The organism is Sphingopyxis sp. JAI128, from assembly GCF_014207235.1.
Taxonomy (GTDB): domain Bacteria; phylum Pseudomonadota; class Alphaproteobacteria; order Sphingomonadales; family Sphingomonadaceae; genus Sphingopyxis.
Window position 1 is genome coordinate 212,524 of sequence record NZ_JACHDA010000006.1, and the last position, 23,233, is coordinate 235,756.

A 23,233-nucleotide genomic window follows, 5' to 3' on the forward strand; every position below is an offset into this window, starting at 1 on the left:
CCGCGCGCGTCAATTCAAAAGCATAGGTCAAAACGCATACGCAAAGGAGTTGTTCTAGTTTCCCATGTCCGAAGATGAATTCTATCGCATCAAGCGCCTGCCGCCCTACGTCATCGCCGAAGTGAATGCGATGCGTGCGGCCGCCCGCGCCGCGGGAGAGGACATCATCGACCTGGGGATGGGCAATCCCGACCTGCCGCCGCCCGCCCATGTGATCGAAAAATTGTGCGAAGTCGCGATGAAGCCCGACGCGCACGGCTATTCGCAATCGAAGGGTATTCCGGGGCTTCGCCGCGCGCAGGCCAATTATTACGGGCGCCGCTTCAACGTCGACCTCGACCCCGAGACCGAAGTCGTCGTGACGATGGGATCGAAGGAAGGGCTCGCGAGTCTCGCGACTGCGATCACCGGCCCCGGCGACGTCGTGCTGGCGCCGAACCCCAGCTATCCGATCCATACCTTCGGCTTCATCATCGCCGGTGCGACGATCCGCAGCGTGCCGACGACGCCCGACGAGAATTACTGGCGCGCGCTCGACCGCGCGATGGCGTTCACCGTGCCGCGCCCGTCGATCCTTGTCGTCAACTATCCATCGAACCCGACGGCCGAGGCGGTCGACCTTGCCTTCTACGAACGCCTCGTGGCCTGGGCGAAGGAGAATAAGGTGTGGGTCCTGTCCGACCTTGCCTATTCGGAGCTTTATTACGACGGCAATCCGACGCCCTCCATCCTGCAGGTGCCGGGCGCCAAGGATGTCGCGATCGAATTCACCTCGATGTCGAAAACCTATTCGATGGCGGGCTGGCGCATGGGCTTCGCGGTGGGCAACAAGCGTCTGATCGCCGCGATGACGCGGGTCAAATCCTATCTGGACTACGGCGCCTTCACCCCGATCCAGGCCGCGGCGTGCGCGGCGCTCAACGGGCCGCAAGACATTGTCGCGAAGAACCGCGAACTGTATCAGAAGCGCCGCGACGTGATGGTCGAAAGCTTCGGTCGCGCCGGCTGGGATATTCCGAGCCCGCCCGCGTCGATGTTCGCCTGGGCGCCATTGCCGCCCGCGCTCAAGGACATGGGCAGCCTCGAATTTTCCAAACAATTGCTGACCCATGCCAAGGTCGCGGTCGCGCCCGGCGTCGGCTATGGCGAGGACGGCGAGGGTTATGTCCGCATCGCGATGGTGGAGAATGAACAGCGTATCCGGCAGGCTGCGCGCAACGTTCGCAAGTTCCTCGCGATGCATGGAGTCAACACGCCGTCGGTTGCAGCCGGGGGATGATGGACCTCGACGCCGGCGCGATTGCGCAGACGATCCAGCTGTCGGTCACGCCGGTGTTCCTGCTGGTCGCGACCGGCAGCCTGCTCAATGTCATCGCCGGCCGCCTCGCGCGCGTCGTCGATCGCTCGCGCAACCTTATGGAGCGCTGGGCCGAAACCGAAGGCCTCGAGCATGAACGCATCGTGGCCGAGTTGCGCATTGCCGACCGAAGAATGGGGATCATCAACAATTCGATCCTCTCCGCCGTGGCCTGCGGGATCGTCGTCTGCCTGCTCGTCGCGCTGCTTTTTACGCAGGCCTTTACCGGCGCCAACCTCGGCGTTGCCGCCTCCTGGGCTTTTGCGGCGGCGATGCTGTTGCTGCTCGTCTCGCTGATCCTCTTCCTGATCGAGGTCCGGCTGGCGGTACGCGCGATTCATGTGCCGATGGAATTGCTCGAACTGGAGGGCCGGGATCGGAAGCCGCTGCGCGACCGACCCTGACCGGCCGAAAAATTTTTCCGCGCGCTACACGGCGGGCGCCGTAACGGCATTTGCGAGCGGGCATTTCCGGCGCGTCGCATGGACGTTGACACCGGTCCCTCGAGTCTGCTCCCATGGCGGCGGGAGACTTGAATGACTGACAAAGCCGCGCCGGCTCCGGGTATCGTTTCGCCGTCAGCCGACGGCGTTTCCGCGCAAACGCGGACGATGCTGTGGATCCTGTTGATCGTCTATATCTTCAATTTCCTCGACCGGCAGATCGTCAATATCCTCGCCGAACCGATCAAGGCGGATCTCGGGCTTTCGGATACCCAGCTTGGCCTGCTCGCGGGTCCGGCCTTCGCGGTCTTCTATGCGTTGCTTGGTATTCCGATCGCGCGATATGCAGACAAGGAGGGGACGAACCGCGTTCGCCTGATCTCGCTTGCGCTCGCCGTCTGGTCGGCGATGACCGCTGTATGCGGCCTCGCGCAGAATTTCGTGCAACTTCTTTTCGCCCGGATCGGCGTCGGCGTGGGCGAGGCGGGGTGCACGCCCGCCGCACATTCGTTGATTTCGGACAGTGTCGCGCCCGAGAAACGATCCTCGGCGATCGCCTTCTATGGCCTTGGCGTCCCGATCGGGTCGCTGCTCGGCCTGATCATCGGCGGCATCGTCAACGATCTCTACGGATGGCGCATCGCGCTGATGCTCGTCGGCGCACCGGGGCTGCTGCTCGCACTCGTCGTGCTCTTCGTGATGCGCGAACCGCGGCACAGCCGGACCGCCGAAGCCACCGCGACCGCAAGGGCGGTGACGCCGCTGTCGACCCGCGAGGCGATGCGCGAGATATTTTCGTCGCGCGCGTTCGTCTACATATTGATCGCGTCGTCGGTCGTTGCATTTCTCGGCTATGGCAAGGCGCTGTGGACGATTAGTTTCTTCATCCGCAGCCATGGCCTGTCGACCACCGAGGCGGGATTGTCGATGGCGGTCGTGCTGGGCGTCGCGGGGGTGTTCGGGACCTGGCTGGGCGGCAAGGTCGCCGACAAGCTGGGTTCGCGCGACAAGAAACATATCCTGACGCTGCCGGCCTATGGCATGGCCATCGCCGCGCCGGTGCTGTTCCTCGGCTATTATATGGAAAACTGGATTATCGCGGTCGCCTTGCTGATCGTGCCCACCATCCTCAATTCGGCCTATTACGGACCCGCCTATGGTTGCGTGCAGGGGCTGGTGCGACCGCAGGCGCGCGCGGTCGCGGCGTCGATCATGCTGTTCGGCCAGAATCTGATCGGCCTCGGCTTCGGCCCCTTCCTGTTCGGCGTGCTGTCCGACGCGCTCGCGCCGGCCTATGGCCAGGAAAGCGTACGCTACGTCCTTTACGGCGCGGCCTGGCTGGGGCTGATACCCGCCTTCTTCTTCTGGCGCGCCAGCCTGCGGCTCAGCCGCGAGCTGAAATCGGGTTAATAGGGCGGATCGACCTTGGCGCGCTGCGCCTTGGCGGCGTCGATCCACCAATTGAGGTCGTCGGCGAAGCGCGGGAAACTCTTGACCAGCCGCGCGCCATCCTCGCCCGCCGGCTGACCTTCGGCGTCGAAGGCACCACCGATCCGCCCGACGGGCAGGATCGACGAGGTGACCGCCATTCCCATTTCGCCCAGCGTATCGCGCCAGCCCATCATCGCGCGCACGCCCGCGAACGGCCCGGCCGAATAGCAGGCGATTGCGGCGGGACGCCAGAACCATTCCTCGAGATAATGGTCGGTGAGGTTCTTGAGCCCCGGCTGCGGCCCCCAATTATATTCGCCGGTAACGAACAGAAAGCCGTCGGCGGCGCGGATCTTCCCCGCGAGTTCCTCCATCGCGGCGGGCGCCTCGCCTTTCGGATATTCCTTGTACATGCGGTCGAGCATCGGCAGGTCGACCGTCTTGGCGTCGATCAGCTCCGCAGTGTCGCCACGCGCAACGATGGCATCGACCAGCCAGCACGCAAGCCTGATGCCCTGCCGGTCGCGGCGATAGCTGCCATAAAAGACAAGGATATGTCGGGTCATGCCGCAATCTGGCATGGCTTGCGCCGAAACGGAAGCCGCCTAAGCTGCCATCGACCATGGGGGGGATATGATGCGCGTCTACCGCGCGCCGGACGAGCGTTTTGCGGGGCTGGCCGACTGGCGTTATGCACCGAAATATGTCGAGATCGCGGACGGGCTTCGCGTCCATTATATCGATGAAGGGGCGAAGGATGCGCAGCCGGTACCGATGTTGCACGGCGAGCCGACCTGGTCCTATCTGTATCGCCATATGATCGGCCCGGCGACCCGCGCGCGGGGCGACATGCCGTTCGCGGCGCGGGTGCCGGACGCGCAGGGCATGGCGCACCGCACGCTGAGAGGTGGACATTTCATCCAGGAAGACGACCCGGCGGGCTTTTTCGCGGCAATCCGCGACGTGGCAGCTGGCAAATAAGCCTCCCTGCGCCGTAGGCACGCGGAGGGGGCCGCTCGCGCAGCGAGTGGTGGAGGGGGCCGCGACGTCGGCGCCGAAGTCCCTCCGTCAGCGCTTCGCGCCGCCACCTCCCCATGGCTTCGCCACAGGGAGGATTGGTCTAGTCGCTGAACGGGTCGCGGATCAGGATCGTGTCTTCGCGCTCCGGGCTCGTCGACACGAGCGCGATCGGGGTTTCGATCAGTTCCTGCACGCGCTGGATATATTTGATCGCCTGCGCGGGCAGGTCGGCATAGCTGCGCGCGCCCGCGGTCGATTCGTGCCAGCCGTCCATTTCCTCGTAGATCGGTTCGACCTCAGCCTGATCGGCGGCATGCGCCGGGAAATAGTCGAGGATCTTGCCGCGTAGGCGGTATCCCGTGCAGATGCGGATCGTGTCGAAGCCGTCGAGCACGTCGAGCTTGGTGAGCGCGATGCCGGTGACGCCCGAAACCGCGCAGCTCTGCCGGACAAGTACGGCGTCGAACCAGCCGCAACGGCGCTTGCGCCCGGTGACGGTGCCGAACTCATGCCCGCGTTCGCCGAGCCGCTGGCCGATCTCGTCCTCGAGCTCGGTCGGGAAGGGGCCGCTGCCGACGCGCGTCGTATAGGCCTTGGCGATGCCGAGCACGAAACCCACCGCCGAAGGGCCGAGGCCTGAACCGCTCGCGGCGGTGCCGCTGACGGTGTTCGAACTGGTAACGAAAGGATAAGTGCCGTGATCGATGTCGAGCAGCACCCCCTGCGCGCCTTCGAACAGGATGCGCGCGCCGGCCTTGCGGACCTTTTTCAGGCGCTTCCAGACGGGCTGCGCATATTCGAGCACATAATCGGCGATCTCGCGAAGGTCGGCGATAAGGCGGTCGCGGTCGATCGGCGGCTCGCCGAAACCCGCGCGTAGCGCGTCGTGATGCGCGGTCAGGCGGTCGAGCTGCGGTTCGAGCTTGTCGAGATGCGCGAGGTCGCAGACGCGGATCGCGCGGCGGCCGACCTTGTCCTCATAGGCGGGGCCGATCCCGCGCCCTGTGGTGCCGATCTTGCCCGCGCCGGCCGCCGTCTCGCGCAGCGCATCGAGGTCGCGGTGGAAGGGCAGGATCAGCGCGCAATTGTCGGCGATGGCGAAATTGCCGGCGTTGATCTCGACGCCCTGGCCGCGCAACTTGGTGATCTCGTCGCGCAGTGCCCATGGATCGAGCACGACCCCGTTGCCGATGATCGACAGCGTGCCCGTGACGATGCCCGAAGGAAGCAGCGACAGCTTGTAGACCTGTTCGCCGACCACCAGCGTATGGCCGGCGTTATGACCGCCCTGGAACCGGACCACGGCATCGGCGCGGCTGGCGAGCCAGTCGACGATCTTGCCCTTGCCCTCGTCGCCCCATTGCGACCCGATGACGGTAACATTTGCCATGACAATGTCCTGCTGTGCGGGGCCATCCTGACCCGGCGCGGCCTTAGCGGATTTGGCCGCAGAGGCAAGGGAGGTGGGATGAAATTGCGACATTTGGGCGGCACGGTGCGAAACCGGGATGGCGGAGGCCGACGATGACCAAGCAAAACTGGATGGGATATATGGCGGTTGCCGCGTTTGCGGTCGCGAGTGTCTCGGTGCCCGGCCCCTTCGCCGATGCCCGCGAAAGGCTGCGCGACCGGATCGGCGCGCGCCTTGCCGAGCGCATGGGCGCCGATGAAGGCCCCAAGGTGCCGGGCGGCGAGACGATTGCATATGGCAGCGACGCGCTTCAAGCCCTCGATGTCTGGCGCGCCAAAGGGGTGAAGCGCGCGGCGCCGCTGATCGTGTTTGTCCATGGCGGCGGGTGGAAGCGTGGCAGCAAGGACAATGCGACGGGGCGCTTCAAGGCCGAACATTATCCTCAGCAGGGCTATGCCTTCGCATCGATCGATTATCGGCTCGTCCCCGCCGCGACGGTCGAACAGCAGGCGGCCGATGTGGCGAGCGCGGTCCGGGCGCTGATCGACCGCGCCGATACGCTGGGGATCGACCGGCGGCGGATCGTGCTGATGGGACATAGCGCGGGCGCGCATCTGGTCGCGCTGGTCGGCTCCGACGAACGATATCTGCAGGGCGCGGGCCTGTCTTTTGCCGATATATCGGGGGTGATCCCGATCGACGGGGCGGCCTATGACGTTGCGGCGCAGATGAAGGAGGGGCCGCCGATCATGCAGAAAACCTATGCCCAGGCATTCGGCACCGATCCCGCGCGGCAAAAGGCCTTGTCGCCGACGCAGCAGGCCGCCGCGCCCAATGCGCCGGCCTTCCTGCTGCTCTATGTGCAGCGTCCCGATGGTGTGCGGCAGGCGAAGGCACTGGGCTCGGCGTTGGAAGCGGGCGGGAGTAGGGTCGAGCACGGCAGCTTTCCCGGCGAAGGGCTAAAAGGCCATGCCGAGATCAACCGCAGCCTCGGCGATCCGGCTTATGCGCCGACGGCAACGGTGGATGCGTGGTTGAAGCGGGTATTCGCACGCTGATTCAGGCGATAGGATCGAGGCATGACCGATCCCGACGCTCCCTATCACGCCCATATCTATTATGATCCAGCCGAGCGGCCCGCCGCCGTCGCGCTGCGCGACGATTTTACGCGCGATCCCGCGATCCTGTTCGTGGGGGCAATGACCGACCGCGCGGTCGGCCCGCATCCGATCGCACAATATGAAGTGCATTTTCTGGCCCGGTCGCACGACGCCGTGATCGCGGCGATCGCGCCGACGGGGCTGCGCGCGCTGGTTCACCCGCTGACCGACGACGACCTTGCCGACCATACGAGCCTTGCACACTGGATCGGCGAAGCGGTCGACCTCGACGTCACCGTGCTCGACCCGCCGGGGTTCAATCGGGGCGTAGCGCGCTTTGGCGGGGCGGATTTTTAGGCGCGTGATCCCCGGTGAAAGCCGGGGCCCATAAATGCCGCGCAACCTGTCCACGGGTCCCGGCTTGCGCCGGGGATCACGGTGAGTCAGGCTTTGACCGGGCCGTCTGCCGCCAGCACATAACCGCAACCCAGTGCGCGCGCATCGTCACTGCCGGAGAGCGCCGCCACGGTCTGCCAGTCGTCCGCGCGCAGGCTCGCGGCGAGCGCGGGATCGTGGCCGAGCGGCAGGAAGATGCGGCGCTCGCGGTCACTCTCGGCGCCAAGTCCGGCGTCGATCAGCGGATCGGGGTAGAGCGAAAAGCCGACCGCCGCCTCTTCCTGTTCGCCGACAGGAATCGAATAGCCGCCACCACGGCCGACGGCGTCGCCCAGTCCGGGGACAAAGATCTGGAAGCCGAACCAGCTTTGATAGGCGAAGCCATGGCGCTCGGTCGGATCGAGCGTCAGCGTCACACGATCGCGGATCGGCGCGGCGATGGCTTCGAGCGCGTCAATACGGGCGGTGAGAACTCCGCTGGTATCGAAAGCGCGAAGATCGGCGATCGCCTGATCGAACGGGCCGGTCGCGCGGAGCAACGGCAGATAGGCGGTTGCGCCGATCCGCGTCAGCGCGCCGGCATCCTTGGCATCGAGCTCGTCGCGCAATTGCTGGATATCGGTTTCGACAGGCAGCGGCCCGCTTGCGAGCAGGTCAACAACATCGGGCAGGGTGAAATCGATCGTGACCGGGCCGATACCTGCCGCTTCGAGCGCGTCGATCGCGACCGTCACGATCTCGCGCGCCGCCGCGACGCTGTCGCTGCCGATCAGTTCGGCGCCGACCTGGAGCATTTCGCGCGCCGGACGCAGCTGGCTTGCGCGGAGTTTTACCACCTGCCCGGCGTAGCAGAGGCGCAGCGGGCGCGGCGCCTTGGCGAGCAGCGAAGTCGCGATGCGCCCGACCTGCCGCGTTATGTCGGGGCGCAGCGCGAGCGTGCGCTGCGACACCGGATCGGTAAAGCGCAGCAGGTCGCGCGTCGAACGCTCGTCGTCGCCGCCGAGCGTTTCGCGAAACTCGGCGAGCGGCGGCGACACGCGGCCATAGCCGTGCGCGCGCATTGCATCGACGAGCGCGCGGGTAACGCGTGAGGCGGCCTCGGCCTGCGCGGGCAGGCGGTCGCGGAGGCCTTCGGGCAGCAGGGCAGGGGCCTTGGTCATGGGGCTGGCCTTAGGATGGTCTAGGAGAGTCAACAATCCCGAATTCCGTTCGCATCGAGCGAAGTCGGGATGCCGGGACGGCATGGACACCGATGGGTGTCTCGACTTCGCTCGACACGAGCGGGAAAGAGAGTTCGTCTTTTAGAACTTCAGGCCCTTCACCGTCTTCACGCCGGGAAGCTGGCAGACCTGCCACAGTAAAGGTTCGGGCATCGGCGAATCGAGGCTCAAAAGCAGCACGGCTTCGCCGCCCGCGGCGCGGCGGCCGAGGTGGAAGGTGCCGATGTTCAGACCTGCATCGCCCAGCGCGCCGCCGATGCGGCCGATGAAACCCGGCGCGTCCTCGTTGACGATATAGAGCATGTCGCCGTCGAGGTCGGCCTCCACCTTGATGCCGAACATTTCGACGAGACGCGGCTCGTTGTTGCCGAACAGCGTGCCCGCGACCGAGCGATCGCCCGCTTCGGTCGCCACCGTCACGCGCACGAGCGTGTGATAGTCGCCTTCGCGATCATGCCGGACTTCGCGCACGTCGAGACCGCGTTCGCGCGCGAGGTGGGGGGCGTTGACCATATTCACGCTGTCCGAATAGCGGCGCATCAGGCCGGTCAGCACCGCAGCGGTGATCGGTTTGAGGTTCAGTTCGGCTGCTGCACCCTCGACCTCCACCGAGATCGTCGTGAGGTTGTCGTGCGCGAGCTGGCCCACGAGGCTGCCCAATTTTTCGGCAAGGCTCATATAGGGGCGCAGCTTCGGCGCTTCTTCGGCCGAGAGGCTGGGGACGTTGAGTGCGTTGGTGATGCCGCCGGTGAGCAGATAGTCGCTGAGCTGCTCGGCAACCTGGATCGCGACATTGACCTGCGCTTCGTCGGTCGAGGCGCCGAGGTGCGGGGTGCAGATGAAGTTGGGGGTGTCGAACAACGGGTGGTCGGCCGGCGGCGGCTCCTGTGCGAACACGTCGAGTGCCGCGCCAGCGACATGACCGCCGTCGAGCGCTTCCTTCAATGCTGCCTCGTCGATCAATCCGCCGCGCGCGCAGTTGATGATGCGCACGCCCTTCTTGGTCTTGGCGAGATTCTCCTTCGACAGCACATTGCGGGTCTGGTCGGTCAGCGGCGTATGCAGCGTGATGAAGTCGGCCTTGGCGAGCAAGGTATCGAGATCGGCCTTTTCAACGCCGAGTTCGATCGCGCGCTCGGGCGTCAGAAAGGGGTCGAAGGCGACGACCTTCATCTTGAGGCCCAGCGCGCGCTCGGCGACGATGCTGCCGATATTTCCGCAGCCGATCAGTCCGAGCGTCTTCGATGTCAGCTCGACCCCCATGAAGTCGTTCTTCGGCCATTCTCCGGCTTGCGTACCGGCATTGGCTTCGGGGATCTGCCGCGCGAGCGCGAACATCATCGCGATTGCGTGTTCGGCGGTGGTGATGCTGTTGCCAAAGGGCGTGTTCATCACGATCACGCCCTTTTTCGACGCTTCGGGGATGTCGACATTGTCGACGCCAATGCCGGCGCGGCCAACGACTTTCAGATTGGTCGCGGCGGCGAGGACGTCGGCGGTGACCTTGGTGGCCGAGCGGATCGCGAGGCCGTCATAGGCGCCGATCATTGCGATCAGTTCGTCCTTGGTCTTGCCGGTGATGACATCGACGTCGATGCCGCGTTCCTTGAAGATCGCTTCGGCTTTCGGGTCCATCTTGTCGCTGATGAGGACTTTGGGTGCGGTCATTTTAAGTCTCCGTATCCCGGCGGAAGCCGGGACCTGTGGCGGAATGGGGAAATGGCCCCGGCTTTCGCCGGGGTACGCAAAGGTCAGGCCGAAAGGCTGGCGTAGGCCCAGTCGAGCCACGGCCCGAGCGCTTCGATATCGGCGGTATCGACGGTCGCGCCGCACCAGATGCGAAGCCCCGGGGGCGCGTCGCGATAACCCGCGATGTCGTATGCTGCGCCTTCCTTCTCGAGCAGGCCGGCGAATTTCTTGATGAAATCCGCGTCGGCGCCCGCGACCGACAGGCAGACCGAAGTCTTCGAGCGGCTGGCGGGATCGGCGGCAAGGTGGGAGAGCCAGTCGCGTTCCGAAACGATCTTGTCGAGTGCCGCGGCGTTCGCATCGCTGCGCGCCTTGAGGCCGTCGAGACCGCCGAGCGACTTTGCCCATTCTAGCGCGAAGATCGCATCTTCGACCGCGAGCATCGAGGGAGTGTTGATCGTCTCGCCCTTGAACACGCCTTCGGCAAGCGCGCCTTTCGACATCAGGCGAAATACTTTGGGCAGCGGCCAGGCGGGGGTGTGGCTTTCGAGCCGTTCGACCGCGCGGGGCCCAAGGATCAGCACGCCATGGCCGCCTTCTCCGCCGAGCACTTTCTGCCAGCTGAAGGTTGCAACGTCGATCTTGTCCCACGGCAGGTCGTACGCGAACACGGCCGATGTGGCGTCGGCAAAGGACAGGCCTTCACGGTCGGCGGCGATCCAGTCGCCGTTCGGAACGCGGACGCCGCTGGTGGTGCCGTTCCAGGTGAAAAGGACGTCGTTCGACCAGTCGACTTGGGTCAAATCGGGAAGCTGGCCGTAATCGGCGCGAATGACGGTGGGGTCGAGCTTGAGCTGCTTCGCGGCATCGGTCACCCAGCCTTCGCCGAAGCTCTCCCATGCGAGCGTCGTGACCGGGCGCTGCCCAAGCATCGTCCACATCGCCATTTCGAAGGCGCCGGTGTCGCTGCCCGGAACGATGCCGATACGGTGCGTGTCGGGAAGCTGCAGCATCTCGCGCATCAGGTCGATGCACCAGGCGAGGCGCGTCTTGCCGATCTTCGCACGATGCGAACGGCCCAGCGATTCGGTAGCGAGTTTTTCGGGGGACCAGACCGGCGGCTTGGCGCAGGGTCCGGAGGAAAAATAGGGGCGCGTCGGGCGCACCTGTGGCGTCGTCACTTCACTCATCATAGTCTCTCCTTGCAGAGAGCTCGCGCGGCGTTGGGACCGCGTGGCCCGGCGCCGCCTTTAGGGGCGGGGGCGCAACTGTCAAACAAATTGCACCGGCCGCGCGAAATTTTCGATGAGTGGAGCAAAGGGTATACAGCTTGTTAACCATTTCGTCGGTATTTTGACGGCCATGCCGATCCCGACTTTCCTGAAGCCCCGGATGTTGATCGCCACCTGCGCGGCGTTGGCGCTATCCGCCTGTTTCGGCGCCCCCGAGGCGATGAAGAATAGCGGCGGCAAGCGTCCGGCGGCGAGCAAGCCCAGCCGGCCGCAAGCGGTCGGAACGCCCTCCTTTACCAGCGCCGAGGCGCAGCAATGTGCGTTCGACCTGAAGCAGGCAGGAGTGCGCTTCACGCCGCTAGCCAACCAGGATCATGGCGGCGGTTGTACGTCGATCGATTCGGTGAAGCTGCTCGACGTCGGCGTCCCGGTTTCGGGACTCGGCGCGATGACCTGTCCGCTCGCCCGCAATTTCGCGGCGTGGGCGCAATATGCGGTGAAACCCGCGGCGCGCAAATATTTCGGCACCGAGGTCGTGAAGATCGAGACTTTCGGCACCTATAGCTGCCGCAACATTTACGGCGGGCGTTCGGGGCGCCTGTCGCAGCATGCCTATTCGAATGCGATCGACGTGTCGGGCTTTGTGCTGGCCGACGGGCGCCGGATCATGCTCGACGGCGGGTGGAAGGGCGACAGGTCCTCGCAGGAATTCCTGCGCGCGCTCCACAAATCGGGCTGCCGCCGCTTCGGGACGGTGCTTGGGCCCGATTACAACGCGGCGCATTATAATCATTTCCATTTCGACATGAGCGGCAACGGCTACTGCCGCTGAGCTTGGCAAAGCGGGCCGAACCCGCTAGCCGTCCGCCAATGGCAGAAGACAAACAACCCCATCGTTCGCGGTTTCACAAGGCCAAGGACGACGCGCAGTTCGCCCAGCAGGCGACCACCACTCCCCAGACGGCACACCCGGCCTACAAACTGGCGTTCCAGGACAATGATTTCCTGCTGCGCGAGGATTTGCGCCCCGTCCGCTTCCAGCTCGAATTGCTCAAGCCCGAATTGCTGCTCGACGAAGCGGGAATCGAATCGACTTTGGTCATCTATGGTTCGGCGCGCATTCCCGAACCGTCGCAGGCCGACGCGCTGGAGGCGGCCGCGACCGACGATGCCACGCGCAATATCGCCCGGCGCCTGAAGGCCAAGGCAAAATATTATGACGAGGCGCGCGCGCTCGCGCGGCTCGCGAGCCAATATCCGTGCGACGACAAGGGGTGCCGCCATTTCGTCGTCTGTTCGGGCGGCGGGCCGTCGATCATGGAGGCCGCGAACCGCGGTGCCGACGATGAAGGTCGCGAATCGATCGGGCTCAACATCGTGTTGCCGCACGAGCAGGCGCCGAACCGTTTCGTCACCCCGTCGCTGAGCTTCCAGTTCCACTATTTCGCGCTGCGCAAGATGCATTTCCTGCTCCGCGCGCGCGCCGTCTGCGTCTTTCCCGGTGGCTTCGGGACGTTCGACGAGATGTTCGAGCTGCTGACGCTGATCCAGACGGGCAAGATCAAGCCGATCCCCATCGTGCTGTTCGGCAAGGAATTCTGGCACCGCGTCGTCAATTTCGATGCGCTGGTCGAGGAAGGCGTGGTGAGCGCGCGCGATCTCGACCTGTTCAAATTCGTCGAGACCGCCGACGAGGCGTGGAAAATCATTCAGGATTTTTACACGAACATCGAACAGCATTGAGGTTTCGAATCCTCCCTGCCGCAGCGGTGGGGAGGGGGGCGCCGCAATAGGCGGTAGTGGAGGGGCTGCAACCTCGCAACGCCCCTCCGTCAGCGGCTGCGCCAAGGGCGCGCAGCTCACGCACAGCGCCTGCAAGGCAGCCGAGGGGCGCTGCCACCTCTCCATGACTTCGTCACAGGGGGGATTTTTCAGGCTATTTCTGGCTTCCCAGATAGAGGATCAGCGCCTTGCGATCCGTGGGGTCGATCACCCCGGCAAAGGCCATGCGCGTTCCAGGCAGGACCTTCATCGGCGCTTCCAGATAGGTGTCGAGTGCCGCTTCGTCCCAGATGCCGCCCTTGGCTTTCATTGCGCCCGAATAGGAAAAGCCCGCGTGCGAGGCGACCGGCCGCCCCACAACGCCGTGCAGATTGGGGCCGATGCCGTTCGCGCCGCCCTCGTCGATCGTGTGGCAGGCGACGCAGCGGCGGAAGACCTGTTCGCCCATCGCCGCTGTTGGCGCGACGGCCGGGGTTTCGGGAACGGAACCGGGCGCCGCCGGGTCTGACTGGCTGCCCTGCTCGTCGCCCTTGCCGCAACCGGCGAGCGCCAGCGCGCCCGCCAGCAGGACGGGCGCGGTCCGCATTATTTCTTGGCTTCGGCCGGTGAGGGGGCTGCTGCCGCTGCGTCGGCGGCCGGGGCGGCGGCGCCTTCGGCGGCGGGTGCCGCAGCGTCGCCTTCCGCCGCGGCCGTTCCTTCGGCAGCCGCCGGCGCGGCTTCGGGGGCGGGAAGCGGCAGGTTCGAACCCTGCGTGTTCATATAGACGATCAGGTTCGCGCGATCTTCGGGGCTGCTGAGGCCCGCGAAGGACATTTTGGTGCCCGGGGCATATTTACGCGGGCTGGTCAGCCAGGCGTTCATGCCTTCGAAATCCCAGTTGCCGGGAACCGACTTCAGCGCATCCGAATAGGCAAAGCCCGGAACATGGCCGTGGGTCTTGCCGAGCGCGCCGAACAGATTGGGACCGATGCCGTTCGCGCCGCCCGAATTGATGGTGTGGCACGCGGCGCATTTCGCGAACACCGCTTCGCCCTTCGCCGGGTCGGCGGCGGCGAGCAGGTTGGCGAGCGGCACGGCCGATTCGCCGCCGCCCGCGCCGGCTTCGGCGTCTTCGATCGGGTAACCGGGCTTTTCCGGCGCGTGGCTGGCGAACAACATGCTCGACCCGATCGTCAGGCCCAGCGCGCAAATGCCGGCGAACAGCACCCAGCCGGCAATAGTGTTGTTGCGATTGTCCATGCTCTAACAGCCCCGTTAGCTGACGCCCGTGTGGCGGGCGCATATTTGATTTGGACGCTCCCTTACTGGCGCGGCGACGGCGGCGCAAGAGGATGAAATCGGGTGGGGAGCGAAGAGGGCGGGCGCCGGTTGCGCGGCCGCTGCGGGGCGGCTATGCGCCGCGGCTCCACCCTGGGAAGGCAGTCATGGGCAGTTATTCGGCTTCGGCGCAGCATCTGGTCGATAAAATGCGGACGGTGGCACTTGCCGATCCGGCGCGCGGGCTCGCGTTTCAGGGCGCGCCGGGGGCGAACAGCGATCTTGCCGCGCGCGAATATGACCCGAACTCGCTACCGATGCCCTGCTACGCCTTTCAGGATGCGATCGACGCCGTGCGCGACGGCCGCGTCGATCGCGCGATCATCCCGATCGAGAACAGCCTGCACGGCCGCGTCGCCGACATTCATTTTCTGCTGCCCGAATCCGGCCTGTCGATCGTCGGCGAGCATTTTCTGCCGATCCGTTACGGGCTGATGAGCCGCGACCTTGGCCCCGTCACCCGCGCGATGAGCCATGAGCAGGCGCTCGGACAATGCCGCCACTGGCTGCGCGCCAACAATATCGCCCCGGTTGCGCACAGCGACACCGCGGGCGCGGCGGCGTGGGTCGCCGACAGCGACGAAGTGGGATTGGCCGCGCTCGCGCCGCCGCACGCCGCCGAGTTGTACGGGCTGACGCTGCACGGCACCGGGATGGAGGACGCCGATCATAATATGACGCGCTTCGTCGTGCTCGCGCGCGAGCCGCTGCCCGATTTTTCGGCGATCGAAGGGCCGGTGATGACGACCTTCATGTTCGAGGTGAAGAATATTCCCGCGGCGCTTTACAAGGCGCTCGGCGGCTTTGCGACCAATGGCGTCAACATGACCAAGCTCGAAAGCTATCAGACCGGCGGCAGCTTTGCCGCGACGCAATTCTATGCCGATATCGTCGGCGCGCCGGGCGACGAGCGCGTCGACCGCGCGCTCGAGGAGCTGGATTTCCAGACCAAGTCGCTGCGCCTGCTCGGCACCTATGCGCAGGCGCGCGTGCGGCCCTGAGGTCGAATGGGCTAGCCGCCGCGGCGGCGGAGCATGCGCGCGGTCGCCGAGGTCTGGACGATAAACAGCGTCACGAGGATGCTGGCGACGACCAGACCGAAAAGGTCGAAGGGCGAGAAATTGCTGCCCTGGATATCCTCGCCGCCGACGATCGGCATCAGCACCGTCATCGCCATCAGCATCAGGCGCAGTTCGGTTGGGCCGCCGGCCATGTAGGACAGGCGAAATTCTCCAATGATCTTCGCCGAAATGAAGGTGTGGATCGACAGCAGGAAATAGCCGATGACCCCCATAAGCGCGACGTCGAGCCGCATATAGGGGCTCATCCCGATCGCGGTGATCATCAGGAAGGTCGCGAGCGCATCGACGCTGTGGTCGACGAAATAGCCGTAATTGGGGCGTTCGATGCCGCGCCAGCGCGCGAGGCTGCCGTCGAGCGAGTCGCCGAACCAGTTGACGATATAGCCGACAAGCGAGAGGCCGAGCCATTCGCTGTCGAACCAGCTGAGCAGATAGCCCGCGGCGACAAGGCAGGCACCGACGAAGCCGAGGGTGGTCAGCTGGTCGGGGGTGACCCAGCCGGGCAGCCGCGCGCACAGCCAGTTGAGCAGGCGGCGCTCGCTGCGCGCGAGGATATTCTGCTGGATGCGGACCGGCGCTTTCGCAACGGGTTCGAACTTGCTCATGGGGACCCTTTGTTACCGGCTGTCACAAAGGTGCCAGTCAGACGTCATCGCATCGTCATAGAACGAAAGTCACGGATGCGAAAGGGCAGGGCCGGTCGGCGCGGCGCGTGCCTCGCCCGGTCAGTCCCGCCAGGGACCGATTTCGCCGACTTCGCCGATCGTGCGGTATCGCACCGCATCGTCGATCCACGCGACCTCCCACATCGGCGCGGGGCGCGCCCATTCGCCGATGACGAAGAGCGGCAGTCTGTTCGCCGCGACAAAGGCGAGATCGTCCGCCGTCGGGCCGGGAACGATGGTTTCGGACCGCTGGTGCAGCCGCACGACGGCCAGCGTGCCTTGCGGCGGCGGCGGCAGCGGCTGGCGCGCGGAAAAGCCGGTGCTGGCCGCGATCGCGGGATAGCCCTTGTCGTCGCGCGCGATCAGCAGCACCTTGTCGGCGTTGACGAAGGGGCCGCCGACTGGACGGCCGACGACCTTGCGCCCCGCGATCGCGGCGAATTCGCGCAGGTCGGCGTCGGCGACGGGCGATGCGATTGCGGGGGCAGCGGCCGCCGCTGTGTGGGGAGGCGCCGGGGCGGGGTCGGCGGCAAGCGCCGCCGCGACGAACAGCAGGGTCTCGATCAATGCGCCTGGCCCCAGCTCTTGCCCGTGCCGACCTCGATCTCGAGCGGGACGGAAAGTTTGAGCGCCGGTTCGGCGGCGCCCGACATGATTGCGCGGATTACCGCGCCCGCAGCTTCGGCCTTGTCCTCGGGCGCCTCGAACACGAGTTCGTCGTGGACCTGCAGCAGCATCCTGACGTCGGAGAGCCCCGCGTCGGCAAGCGCCTTGGGCATGCGGGCCATCGCGCGCTTGATAAGGTCGGCGCTGGTGCCCTGGATCGGGGCGTTGATCGCGGCGCGTTCGCTGCCCGCGCGTTCGTTCTGGTTCGCCGCCTTGATCCGCGGAAACCAGGTTTTCCGGCCGAACAAGGTTTCGGTATAACCCTTGGCGCGCGCGCTTTCGAGCGTGTCGGTGATATAGTCCGAAATGCCGGGGAAGCGTTCGAAATAGCGCGCGATCAGCGCCTGCGCCTCGTCGGGCGTGATCTCCAGCCGGCCCGCGAGGCCCCAGCGCGAAATGCCGTAGAGAATAGAGAAATTGACCGTCTTCGCCTTGCCGCGCGTGTCGCGATTGACCTCGCCGAACAATTCGATCGCGGTCGCGGCGTGAATGTCGTCGCCGCGCGCGAAGGCTTCCTTGAGTTCGGGCACGTCGGCCATATGCGCGGCGAGCCGCAGCTCGATCTGGCTATAGTCGGCGGCGATCAGCACATGGCCGGGCGCGGCAATGAACGCGTCGCGGATCTGGCGGCCGGTTTCGGTACGGATCGGGATATTTTGCAGGTTGGGATCGGTCGACGAGAGCCGTCCGGTCTGCGCGCCGACGAGGCTGTAGCTGGTGTGGACACGGCCGGTCGTCGCATTGATCTGCTGTTGCAGGGCGTCGGTATAGGTCGACTTCAGCTTCGCAAGCTGGCGCCACTCCAATATCTTGCGCGCGATGGGGACGCCGTCTCGTTCGAGCCGTTCGAGCTCGTTCTGGTCGGTCGACCAGTCGCCCGACTTGCCCTTGCGCCCGCCCTTCAGCCCGAGCTTGTCGAAGAGGATTTCACCGAGCTGTTTCGGGCTGCCGATCGCAAAAGGCTGCCCGGCCAGCTCGTGAATCTCGCCCTCGATGCTCAGCATTTCGGTCGCAAATTCGCCCGACAGCTTCGCCAGATATTCGCGGTCGACCATGATGCCGGCGCGCTCCATCCCTTCGACGATCGACGCGAGCGGGCGATCGACCATTTCATAGACGCGCGTGCCGCCTTCGATCGGCAGGCGCAGCTTCAGCAGCTTCCAAAGGCGCCACGCGACCTCGGCGTCCTCCGCCGCATATTGGGTCGCGCGGTCGAGCGGCACTTCGGCGAAGCTGATCTGCGACTTTCCGGTCCCGCACACCTCCTTGAACGAAATGCAGACATGGTCGAGGTGCAGCTTCGCCAGTTCGTCGAGGCCATGCTGGTGCTTGCCCGCGTCGAGCGCGAAGCTCATCACCAGCGTGTCGTCATAGGGTGCGACGGTGATGCCGTGCTGCGCGAGCACGCCGATATCATATTTGAGATTGTGGCCGACCTTCAGCACCGCTTCGTCGGCGAAGAGGGCGTGGAGCCGCCCCACGGCGTCGGCAAGCGGCACCTGCTCGGGCTTTTCCGCGAACATGTCGGTCCCGCCATGGCCGAGCGGGATATAGCAGGCGCGGCCCGGCGCCGTCGCCAGGCTGACCCCGACCAATGTCCCCGTGACGCTGTCGAGGGTCGCGGTTTCGGTGTCGGTCGCGACGACATGCGCGGCGCGTGCCTCCTCGATCCAGCGATCGAGCGCTTCGACCGTGGTCACGGTCTCGTAAAGCGTGCGGTCGATCGGCGGCAGGGCGGGTAGCGCGGGAGTCGACGGTCCGGTACCGGCCGCCGCCGGGGCCGCCGCGGCGCGGGGCAGCGTCGGCGGCCCGCCGGGCGTGGCGCCGAGGTCGAGCTTGGCCGACAGCGAACGGAAACCATGTTCGTCGAGGAACAGCTTCAATGGCGCGGGCGGGATCGCGCCGAGTTTCAATGCGTCGAGCGGATCGGGCAGCGGGCAATCGCGCTTCAGGTCGACCAGGACGCGCGACAATTCGGCCATCGCGCGATGCTCGATCAGATTTTCGCGAAGCTTGCTGGCCTTCATCGTCTCCGCCCCGTCGAGCGCGGCGGCGAGGTTGCCATATTCCTGGATCAGCTTGGTCGCGGTCTTGGGGCCTACGCCGCGCACGCCGGGGACATTGTCGACGCTGTCGCCCATCAGCGCCAGCACATCGCCGACAAGGTCGGGGGTCACGCCGAATTTTTCGTTCACCGCTTCGAGGCCCATCCGGACATTTTTCATCGTGTCGAGCATATCGACATGCGGGCCGTCCGCGGGCTCGCGGATCAGCTGCATCAAATCCTTGTCGGAAGAGACAATGGTGACGTCCCAGCCCTCGCGCACTGCGGCCTCCGCATAGCTCGCGATCAGGTCGTCGGCCTCGAAACCCTCCATCTCGATGCAGGGTAGCGAAAAGGCGCGCGTCGCGTCGCGGATCAGCGGGAATTGGGGGCGCAGATCCTCGGGCGGCTCGGGCCGGTTCGCCTTGTACTGGTCGTAGATCTCGTTGCGGAACGACTGGCTGCTGTGGTCGAGGATGACAGCAAGATGGGTCGGACCGTCGGCGTCATGCAGGTCCTTGGCGAGCTTCCACAACATCGTCGTATAGCCATAGACCGCACCGACGGGCACGCCCTTGGGGTTCGTCAGCGGCGGCAGGCGGTGATAGGCACGGAAGATGTAGCTGGAGCCATCGACCAGATAGAGATGATTCTTTTTGGACATGGCGGGGGATGTAGCAGCGACAGTGGGGGCGGCCTAGCTATGTCGGCGCGCAGCGTTCCAGAAGGTCGGCTTTGGGGTGGAGTCCGGACATTCGTCATCCCGGATCCGATCCGGGTGTCGATCCGCCCAATTCCCGCGCGCGCTGAGCAGGGCGGTCGTGGACCCCGGATCAAGTCCGGGGGGTATAGTGATCGTGGCCTAAAATTGCGTTGATGACCACAATCCCACCCTTCATGTTCGTGGTTTTGGCTGGTCAATTGGGAAGGCTGTCGGGGGATAGTCACGAAAAGTGAGAGTCCCCAAACTGACATTTGCATAGGATACGCGGCTTTCGTTCTCTCGGGTCTGTCGCGGAGCAGTCGTGCCGCAATTTTGCAGTCACAAGTTGTAACGTGAAACGCAGCACCCTCATTCGGGCAGCGAGCTACGTCCGTATGTCCACGGACCTGCAACGCTATTCGACCGAAAATCAGGCGGATGCGATCGAGGCATATGCTGCCCGTCATGGCATGGAGATTGTCCGACGATATATCGATGAGGGCAAAAGCGGTCTTAGCACCGATGGTCGCGTGGCATTTGAACAACTCATGGATGACGTATCGTCAGGTGCCACCGATTTTGAGGCAATCATCGTCTATGACGTAAGTCGATGGGGCCGATTTCAGGATGCAGACGAAAGCGCTTCATACGAATATCTCTGCCGAAAGCGCGGCATCGAAGTCTACTATTGCGCTGAGCAGTTTGAGAACGATGGCAGCCCGGTCGCTACGATCGTCAAAAACGTCAAACGGGCGATGGCTGCCGAGTATAGCCGCGAGCTTTCCAACAAAGTTTTTATCGGCCAGTGTCGCTTAATTGAGCTTGGATTTCGCCAAGGCGGACAAGCCGGGTTCGGTTTGCGGCGTTTGTTGATCGACGAACGCGGCAATCCAAAGGGCGAATTGAAACACGGAGAGCGCAAAAGCCTTCAAACCGATCGCGTTATCTTGGTGCCGGGGCCTCGCGAAGAACGGGAAATCATAGAACGCGCCTTTCGACTCTTCGTCGAACTAGGACAGAATGAGCGAGAAATCGCCGTTCGGCTCAATGCAGAAGGTGTGCGGACTGATTTAGGGCGTGCTTGGACGCGAGGAACGATCCACCAACTTTTGACGAACGAAAAATACGTCGGGAACAATGTCTACAATCGTGTTTCGTTCAAGCTGAAAAAGCGACGAGTGCGAAATGCACCCGATCAGTGGGTGCGTTCAACCGGAGCTTTTCAGCCCATAATAGAGCAAGGGCTTTTCGATCGTGCAGCGGCAATCATTGCGGCTCGATCCTTTCGACTGACGGACGACGAAATGCTCGAACGACTGCGGAAACTCTATCGAGAGAACGGAATGCTCTCCGGATTGGTGATAGACGAACAGGACGATCTTCCGTCCAGCAACAGCTACCGTCACAGATTCGGAAGCCTTTTAAGGGCTTATTCGCTCGTCGGATACCAGCCCAGACATGACTATCGGTATATCGAGATTAACCGCGCCCTCCGTCGCAGGCATCCAGAAATGGTCGAAATGGTCGTCGACGGCCTGCGTGCGAGCGGTGGAGAGGTTGAAAAGCACGATGCTCCCGACATCCTGACGGTCAATGACGAATTCTCGGTTTCTGTTGTCATTGCGCGCTGCCAGCAGACGGCGGCGGGGTCACGGCGATGGCGGTTGCGGTTTGATACGGGATTGCTTCCCGACATTAGCGTGGTCGTGCGTATGGACGCCGCGAACGAGAAACCGCTCGATTACTATCTTCTGCCGCGCATAGATGTTCTCTCGGAACGTCTGCGAATGGCCGATGATAATGGCTTGGTCCTCGACGCTTACCGATACGACAATCTCGACCTTCTGTTCTCCTTCGCAACGCAGAATTGGCTAAAGGAGGCCGCGTAAATGCCGAATGATGAGATCGTTATGGTTCCGATCGATCAGGTCAGCGTGCTAAATCCGCGATCGCGCAACGAGCAGCAGCATCAAGAAATCATCGATAACATCGAAACGATCGGCTTAAAGCGCCCCGTTACGGTGCGCCGCCACCCTACACTGAATGACCGATACGAAGTTGTCTGCGGTGAAGGACGACTAGAGGCGTTCCGGAGGTTGGATCAGGCCGAAATTCCGGTGGTGATCGTGGACGCTAGCGAAGAAGATTGCCTCATCATGGGGCTGGTCGAAAACCTCGCTCGGCGGCAACACCGACCGATCGACATCATGGCGGACATCGGCAACCTTCATCAGAGGGGATATACCGACAATGAAATAGCGGAGAAAATTGGCTTCACTGCTTCATGGGTCAATATGGTGGTAAAGCTGCTGACAAATGGGGAAGAGCGCCTTTTGGCGGCTGTCGAGAGTGGCGTTATTCCGGTAAGTCTGGCGGTCGACATTGCTCGCGCGAGCGATGCTGAAGAGCAGAATGTCCTTGCCGAAGCGTATGCGCAGGGAAAATTGAAAGGCAAAAAGCTCGGACGCATCCGGCGATTGCTCGAAGCTCGCCGAACTCAGCGAAAAAATGTCAAAGATAGCGGGCTTGGAAGGGGCGCAGAGCGGGCACGGAAACTGACGCCAGACGAATTGCTCCGCCTCTATCAGCGAGAGGCAGAGAAGCAGCAGTTGATCGTCAAGCGATCGGATTTCACGCGCAGTCGGCTGTTGTTTGTCGTCGAAGCACTTCGTGATGTGGTCGCCAATGAAACATTCCACACCCTGTTACGTGCCGAGGATTTGAACAGGATGCCTGCTTGGCTCTATGAGAAAATAGCGGAACAGGCGGCATGAAAGATGGCCCGGACGGCAGGGTGCATCTCGCATTCGAACGCAATCTGATAACGGTTGCAGTCGAGAATCTGATTCCGCTTAAAACGATGCGGAACAACTTTAAAGCCAGCAAAAAATATCAGCAAATCCTGTCCTCAATCCGCGCGATGGGAATCGTCGAAGCGCCAGCGGTTATTTCCGACCCCAAAAATCCGGACAAATTTTTGCTGCTCGACGGCCATCTGCGCATTGAAGCCTTGCGAGAAATCGGCACATCCTACGTGCGCTGCCTCGTTGCCACCGACGATGAAGCCTATACCTACAACAAGCGCATCAATCGCCTAAGCGCGACGCAGGAACACGCGATGGTCGCCCGTGCGATGGCTCGTGGCGTGTCAGCAGATCGCATCGCGCAGGCGCTTGGCCTCGAACCTTCGTCGATCATGCGCAGATCAAGGCTTCTCAACGGCATGTGTCCGGAAGCGGTGGAACTTCTAAAAGACAAGCCATGCTCGATGAAGGTCTTTGAAGTTTTGCGATTGATGCAACCGCTGCGCCAGATCGCGGCGGCAGAGATCATGATTGGCCAAGCAAATTTTACGGCGGTTTTTGCCCGCACAATCTTACTTGCGACACCCCCAGATCAACTGGTGCCGCAGCGCCAGAAAAGTCAGACGAAAAATAGCGCACTCGAACATATGGCGCGATTGGAACGTGAATTGGTCAATCTCCAGTCGCAGGTAAAGGCCGTTGAGGACAGCTATGGAATTGATAATCTCCACCTCACATTAGCGCAGGCCTATCTCAAAAAGCTGCTGAGCAATGCCCGCATCGTTCGTTGGCTATCGCAGCACAGACCCGAATATCTCGAACAATTTCAGACGATCGCAGAAGTATCTGCGTTACCGACGTAATATCGCGT

22 protein-coding genes are annotated in these 23,233 nt (G+C 63.6%); 12 read left to right on the forward strand and 10 right to left on the reverse strand.

Annotation, left to right across the window (positions count from 1 at the left end):
* Nucleotides 1–64: 64 nt before the first annotated feature.
* The 3 genes from HDC35_RS15545 (at nt 65) to HDC35_RS15555 (ending at nt 3,210) form a co-directional block, all read left to right on the forward strand.
* Complete coding sequence (locus HDC35_RS15545; RefSeq protein WP_184648285.1) at nt 65–1,279, forward strand: LL-diaminopimelate aminotransferase; 1,215 nt, start codon at nt 65–67, stop codon at nt 1,277–1,279.
* Entirely contained in the window at nt 1,276–1,761 is a 486-nt protein-coding gene (locus HDC35_RS15550; protein ID WP_260397779.1) for a DUF2721 domain-containing protein, read from the forward strand. The genes HDC35_RS15545 and HDC35_RS15550 overlap by 4 nt, the downstream gene beginning before the upstream one ends.
* 132 nt (nt 1,762–1,893) lie before the next feature.
* A complete protein-coding gene (locus tag HDC35_RS15555; RefSeq protein ID WP_184648286.1) occupies nt 1,894–3,210 on the forward strand; it encodes an MFS transporter in 1,317 nt (438 codons plus the stop codon).
* Here HDC35_RS15555 and HDC35_RS15560 read toward each other — a convergent pair.
* Entirely contained in the window at nt 3,207–3,797 is a 591-nt protein-coding gene (locus HDC35_RS15560; RefSeq protein WP_184648287.1) for an NADPH-dependent FMN reductase, read from the reverse strand. The genes HDC35_RS15555 and HDC35_RS15560 overlap by 4 nt on opposite strands.
* Before the next feature lie 67 nt (nt 3,798–3,864).
* On the opposite strand from HDC35_RS15560, the gene HDC35_RS15565 reads away from it, so the two are divergent.
* The gene (locus HDC35_RS15565) at nt 3,865–4,212 is read left to right on the forward strand and encodes a hypothetical protein (RefSeq protein ID WP_184648288.1); all 348 of its coding nucleotides are present in this window, start codon (nt 3,865–3,867) and stop codon (nt 4,210–4,212) included.
* A 139-nt stretch (nt 4,213–4,351) separates the two neighbouring features.
* On the opposite strand, the gene HDC35_RS15570 is transcribed toward HDC35_RS15565, so the two are convergent.
* Nucleotides 4,352–5,641, reverse strand: coding sequence for an adenylosuccinate synthase (locus tag HDC35_RS15570; protein ID WP_184648289.1), 1,290 nt, complete (start codon nt 5,639–5,641; stop codon nt 4,352–4,354).
* 134 nt (nt 5,642–5,775) lie between these two features.
* Between HDC35_RS15570 and HDC35_RS15575 the strand changes: the two genes are divergently transcribed.
* Together HDC35_RS15575 and HDC35_RS15580 are read left to right on the forward strand one after the other, a co-directional pair.
* Nucleotides 5,776–6,720 (forward strand): alpha/beta hydrolase, encoded by a 945-nt coding sequence (locus HDC35_RS15575; protein WP_184648290.1) that lies wholly within the window; start codon nt 5,776–5,778, stop codon nt 6,718–6,720.
* A gap of 21 nt (nt 6,721–6,741) precedes the next feature.
* Nucleotides 6,742–7,119: a DOPA 4,5-dioxygenase family protein gene (locus HDC35_RS15580; RefSeq protein ID WP_184648291.1), complete on the forward strand. Its 378-nt coding sequence runs from the start codon at nt 6,742–6,744 to the stop codon at nt 7,117–7,119.
* Nucleotides 7,120–7,205: 86 nt separating this feature from the next.
* Here HDC35_RS15580 and HDC35_RS15585 read toward each other — a convergent pair whose 3' ends face one another.
* From HDC35_RS15585 to HDC35_RS15595, 3 genes are all read right to left on the reverse strand, one after another.
* Complete coding sequence (locus tag HDC35_RS15585) at nt 7,206–8,318, reverse strand: ATP phosphoribosyltransferase regulatory subunit (RefSeq protein WP_184648292.1); 1,113 nt, start codon at nt 8,316–8,318, stop codon at nt 7,206–7,208.
* A 141-nt stretch (nt 8,319–8,459) separates the two neighbouring features.
* Nucleotides 8,460–10,046, reverse strand: coding sequence for a phosphoglycerate dehydrogenase (gene serA, locus HDC35_RS15590; RefSeq protein WP_184648293.1), 1,587 nt, complete (start codon nt 10,044–10,046; stop codon nt 8,460–8,462).
* Nucleotides 10,047–10,129: 83 nt separating this feature from the next.
* The gene (locus HDC35_RS15595) at nt 10,130–11,260 is read right to left on the reverse strand and encodes a phosphoserine transaminase (RefSeq protein WP_409437959.1); all 1,131 of its coding nucleotides are present in this window, start codon (nt 11,258–11,260) and stop codon (nt 10,130–10,132) included.
* 199 nt (nt 11,261–11,459) lie between these two features.
* On the opposite strand from HDC35_RS15595, the gene HDC35_RS15600 reads away from it, so the two are divergent.
* Together HDC35_RS15600 and HDC35_RS15605 are read left to right on the forward strand one after the other, a co-directional pair.
* Nucleotides 11,460–12,131, forward strand: a complete 672-nt coding sequence (locus HDC35_RS15600) for an extensin family protein (RefSeq protein ID WP_260397780.1) — start codon at nt 11,460–11,462, stop codon at nt 12,129–12,131.
* Between the two features lie 38 nt (nt 12,132–12,169).
* Nucleotides 12,170–13,042 carry an LOG family protein gene (locus HDC35_RS15605; RefSeq protein ID WP_184648295.1) on the forward strand — a complete coding sequence of 291 codons (873 nt, stop codon included), beginning with the start codon at nt 12,170–12,172 and terminating at the stop codon, nt 13,040–13,042.
* 193 nt (nt 13,043–13,235) lie between these two features.
* On the opposite strand, the gene HDC35_RS15610 is transcribed toward HDC35_RS15605, so the two are convergent.
* Together HDC35_RS15610 and HDC35_RS15615 are read right to left on the reverse strand one after the other, a co-directional pair.
* Nucleotides 13,236–13,667 carry a cytochrome c family protein gene (locus tag HDC35_RS15610; protein WP_184648296.1) on the reverse strand — a complete coding sequence of 144 codons (432 nt, stop codon included), beginning with the start codon at nt 13,665–13,667 and terminating at the stop codon, nt 13,236–13,238.
* Complete coding sequence (locus HDC35_RS15615) at nt 13,667–14,320, reverse strand: cytochrome c family protein (RefSeq protein ID WP_184648297.1); 654 nt, start codon at nt 14,318–14,320, stop codon at nt 13,667–13,669. Before HDC35_RS15615 ends, HDC35_RS15610 begins: the two co-directional genes overlap by 1 nt.
* A gap of 185 nt (nt 14,321–14,505) precedes the next feature.
* Here HDC35_RS15615 and HDC35_RS15620 point away from each other — a divergent pair, with 185 nt between their 5' ends.
* Nucleotides 14,506–15,399, forward strand: a complete 894-nt coding sequence (locus tag HDC35_RS15620) for a prephenate dehydratase (RefSeq protein ID WP_184648298.1) — start codon at nt 14,506–14,508, stop codon at nt 15,397–15,399.
* 11 nt (nt 15,400–15,410) lie between these two features.
* Here the strand turns inward: HDC35_RS15620 and HDC35_RS15625 are convergent, their stop codons facing one another.
* From HDC35_RS15625 to polA, 3 genes are all read right to left on the reverse strand, one after another.
* Entirely contained in the window at nt 15,411–16,085 is a 675-nt protein-coding gene (locus tag HDC35_RS15625) for a CDP-alcohol phosphatidyltransferase family protein (protein WP_184648299.1), read from the reverse strand.
* A gap of 120 nt (nt 16,086–16,205) precedes the next feature.
* A complete protein-coding gene (locus tag HDC35_RS15630; RefSeq protein WP_184648300.1) occupies nt 16,206–16,712 on the reverse strand; it encodes a hypothetical protein in 507 nt (168 codons plus the stop codon).
* Nucleotides 16,709–19,519, reverse strand: a complete 2,811-nt coding sequence (gene polA, locus HDC35_RS15635) for a DNA polymerase I (protein WP_184648301.1) — start codon at nt 19,517–19,519, stop codon at nt 16,709–16,711. Before polA ends, HDC35_RS15630 begins: the two co-directional genes overlap by 4 nt.
* A gap of 392 nt (nt 19,520–19,911) precedes the next feature.
* On the opposite strand from polA, the gene HDC35_RS15640 reads away from it, so the two are divergent.
* Genes HDC35_RS15640 through HDC35_RS15650 form a run of 3 tightly spaced genes read left to right on the forward strand, consistent with a single transcriptional unit; the run spans nt 19,912 to nt 23,225 of the window.
* Nucleotides 19,912–21,447 carry a recombinase family protein gene (locus HDC35_RS15640; RefSeq protein ID WP_311770783.1) on the forward strand — a complete coding sequence of 512 codons (1,536 nt, stop codon included), beginning with the start codon at nt 19,912–19,914 and terminating at the stop codon, nt 21,445–21,447.
* On the forward strand, nt 21,448–22,332 hold the full coding sequence (locus HDC35_RS15645) for a ParB/RepB/Spo0J family partition protein (protein ID WP_184648302.1): 885 nt from the start codon (nt 21,448–21,450) through the stop codon (nt 22,330–22,332).
* Complete coding sequence (locus tag HDC35_RS15650; RefSeq protein WP_184648303.1) at nt 22,329–23,225, forward strand: plasmid partitioning protein RepB C-terminal domain-containing protein; 897 nt, start codon at nt 22,329–22,331, stop codon at nt 23,223–23,225. Before HDC35_RS15645 ends, HDC35_RS15650 begins: the two co-directional genes overlap by 4 nt.
* Nucleotides 23,226–23,233: the final 8 nt, after the last annotated feature.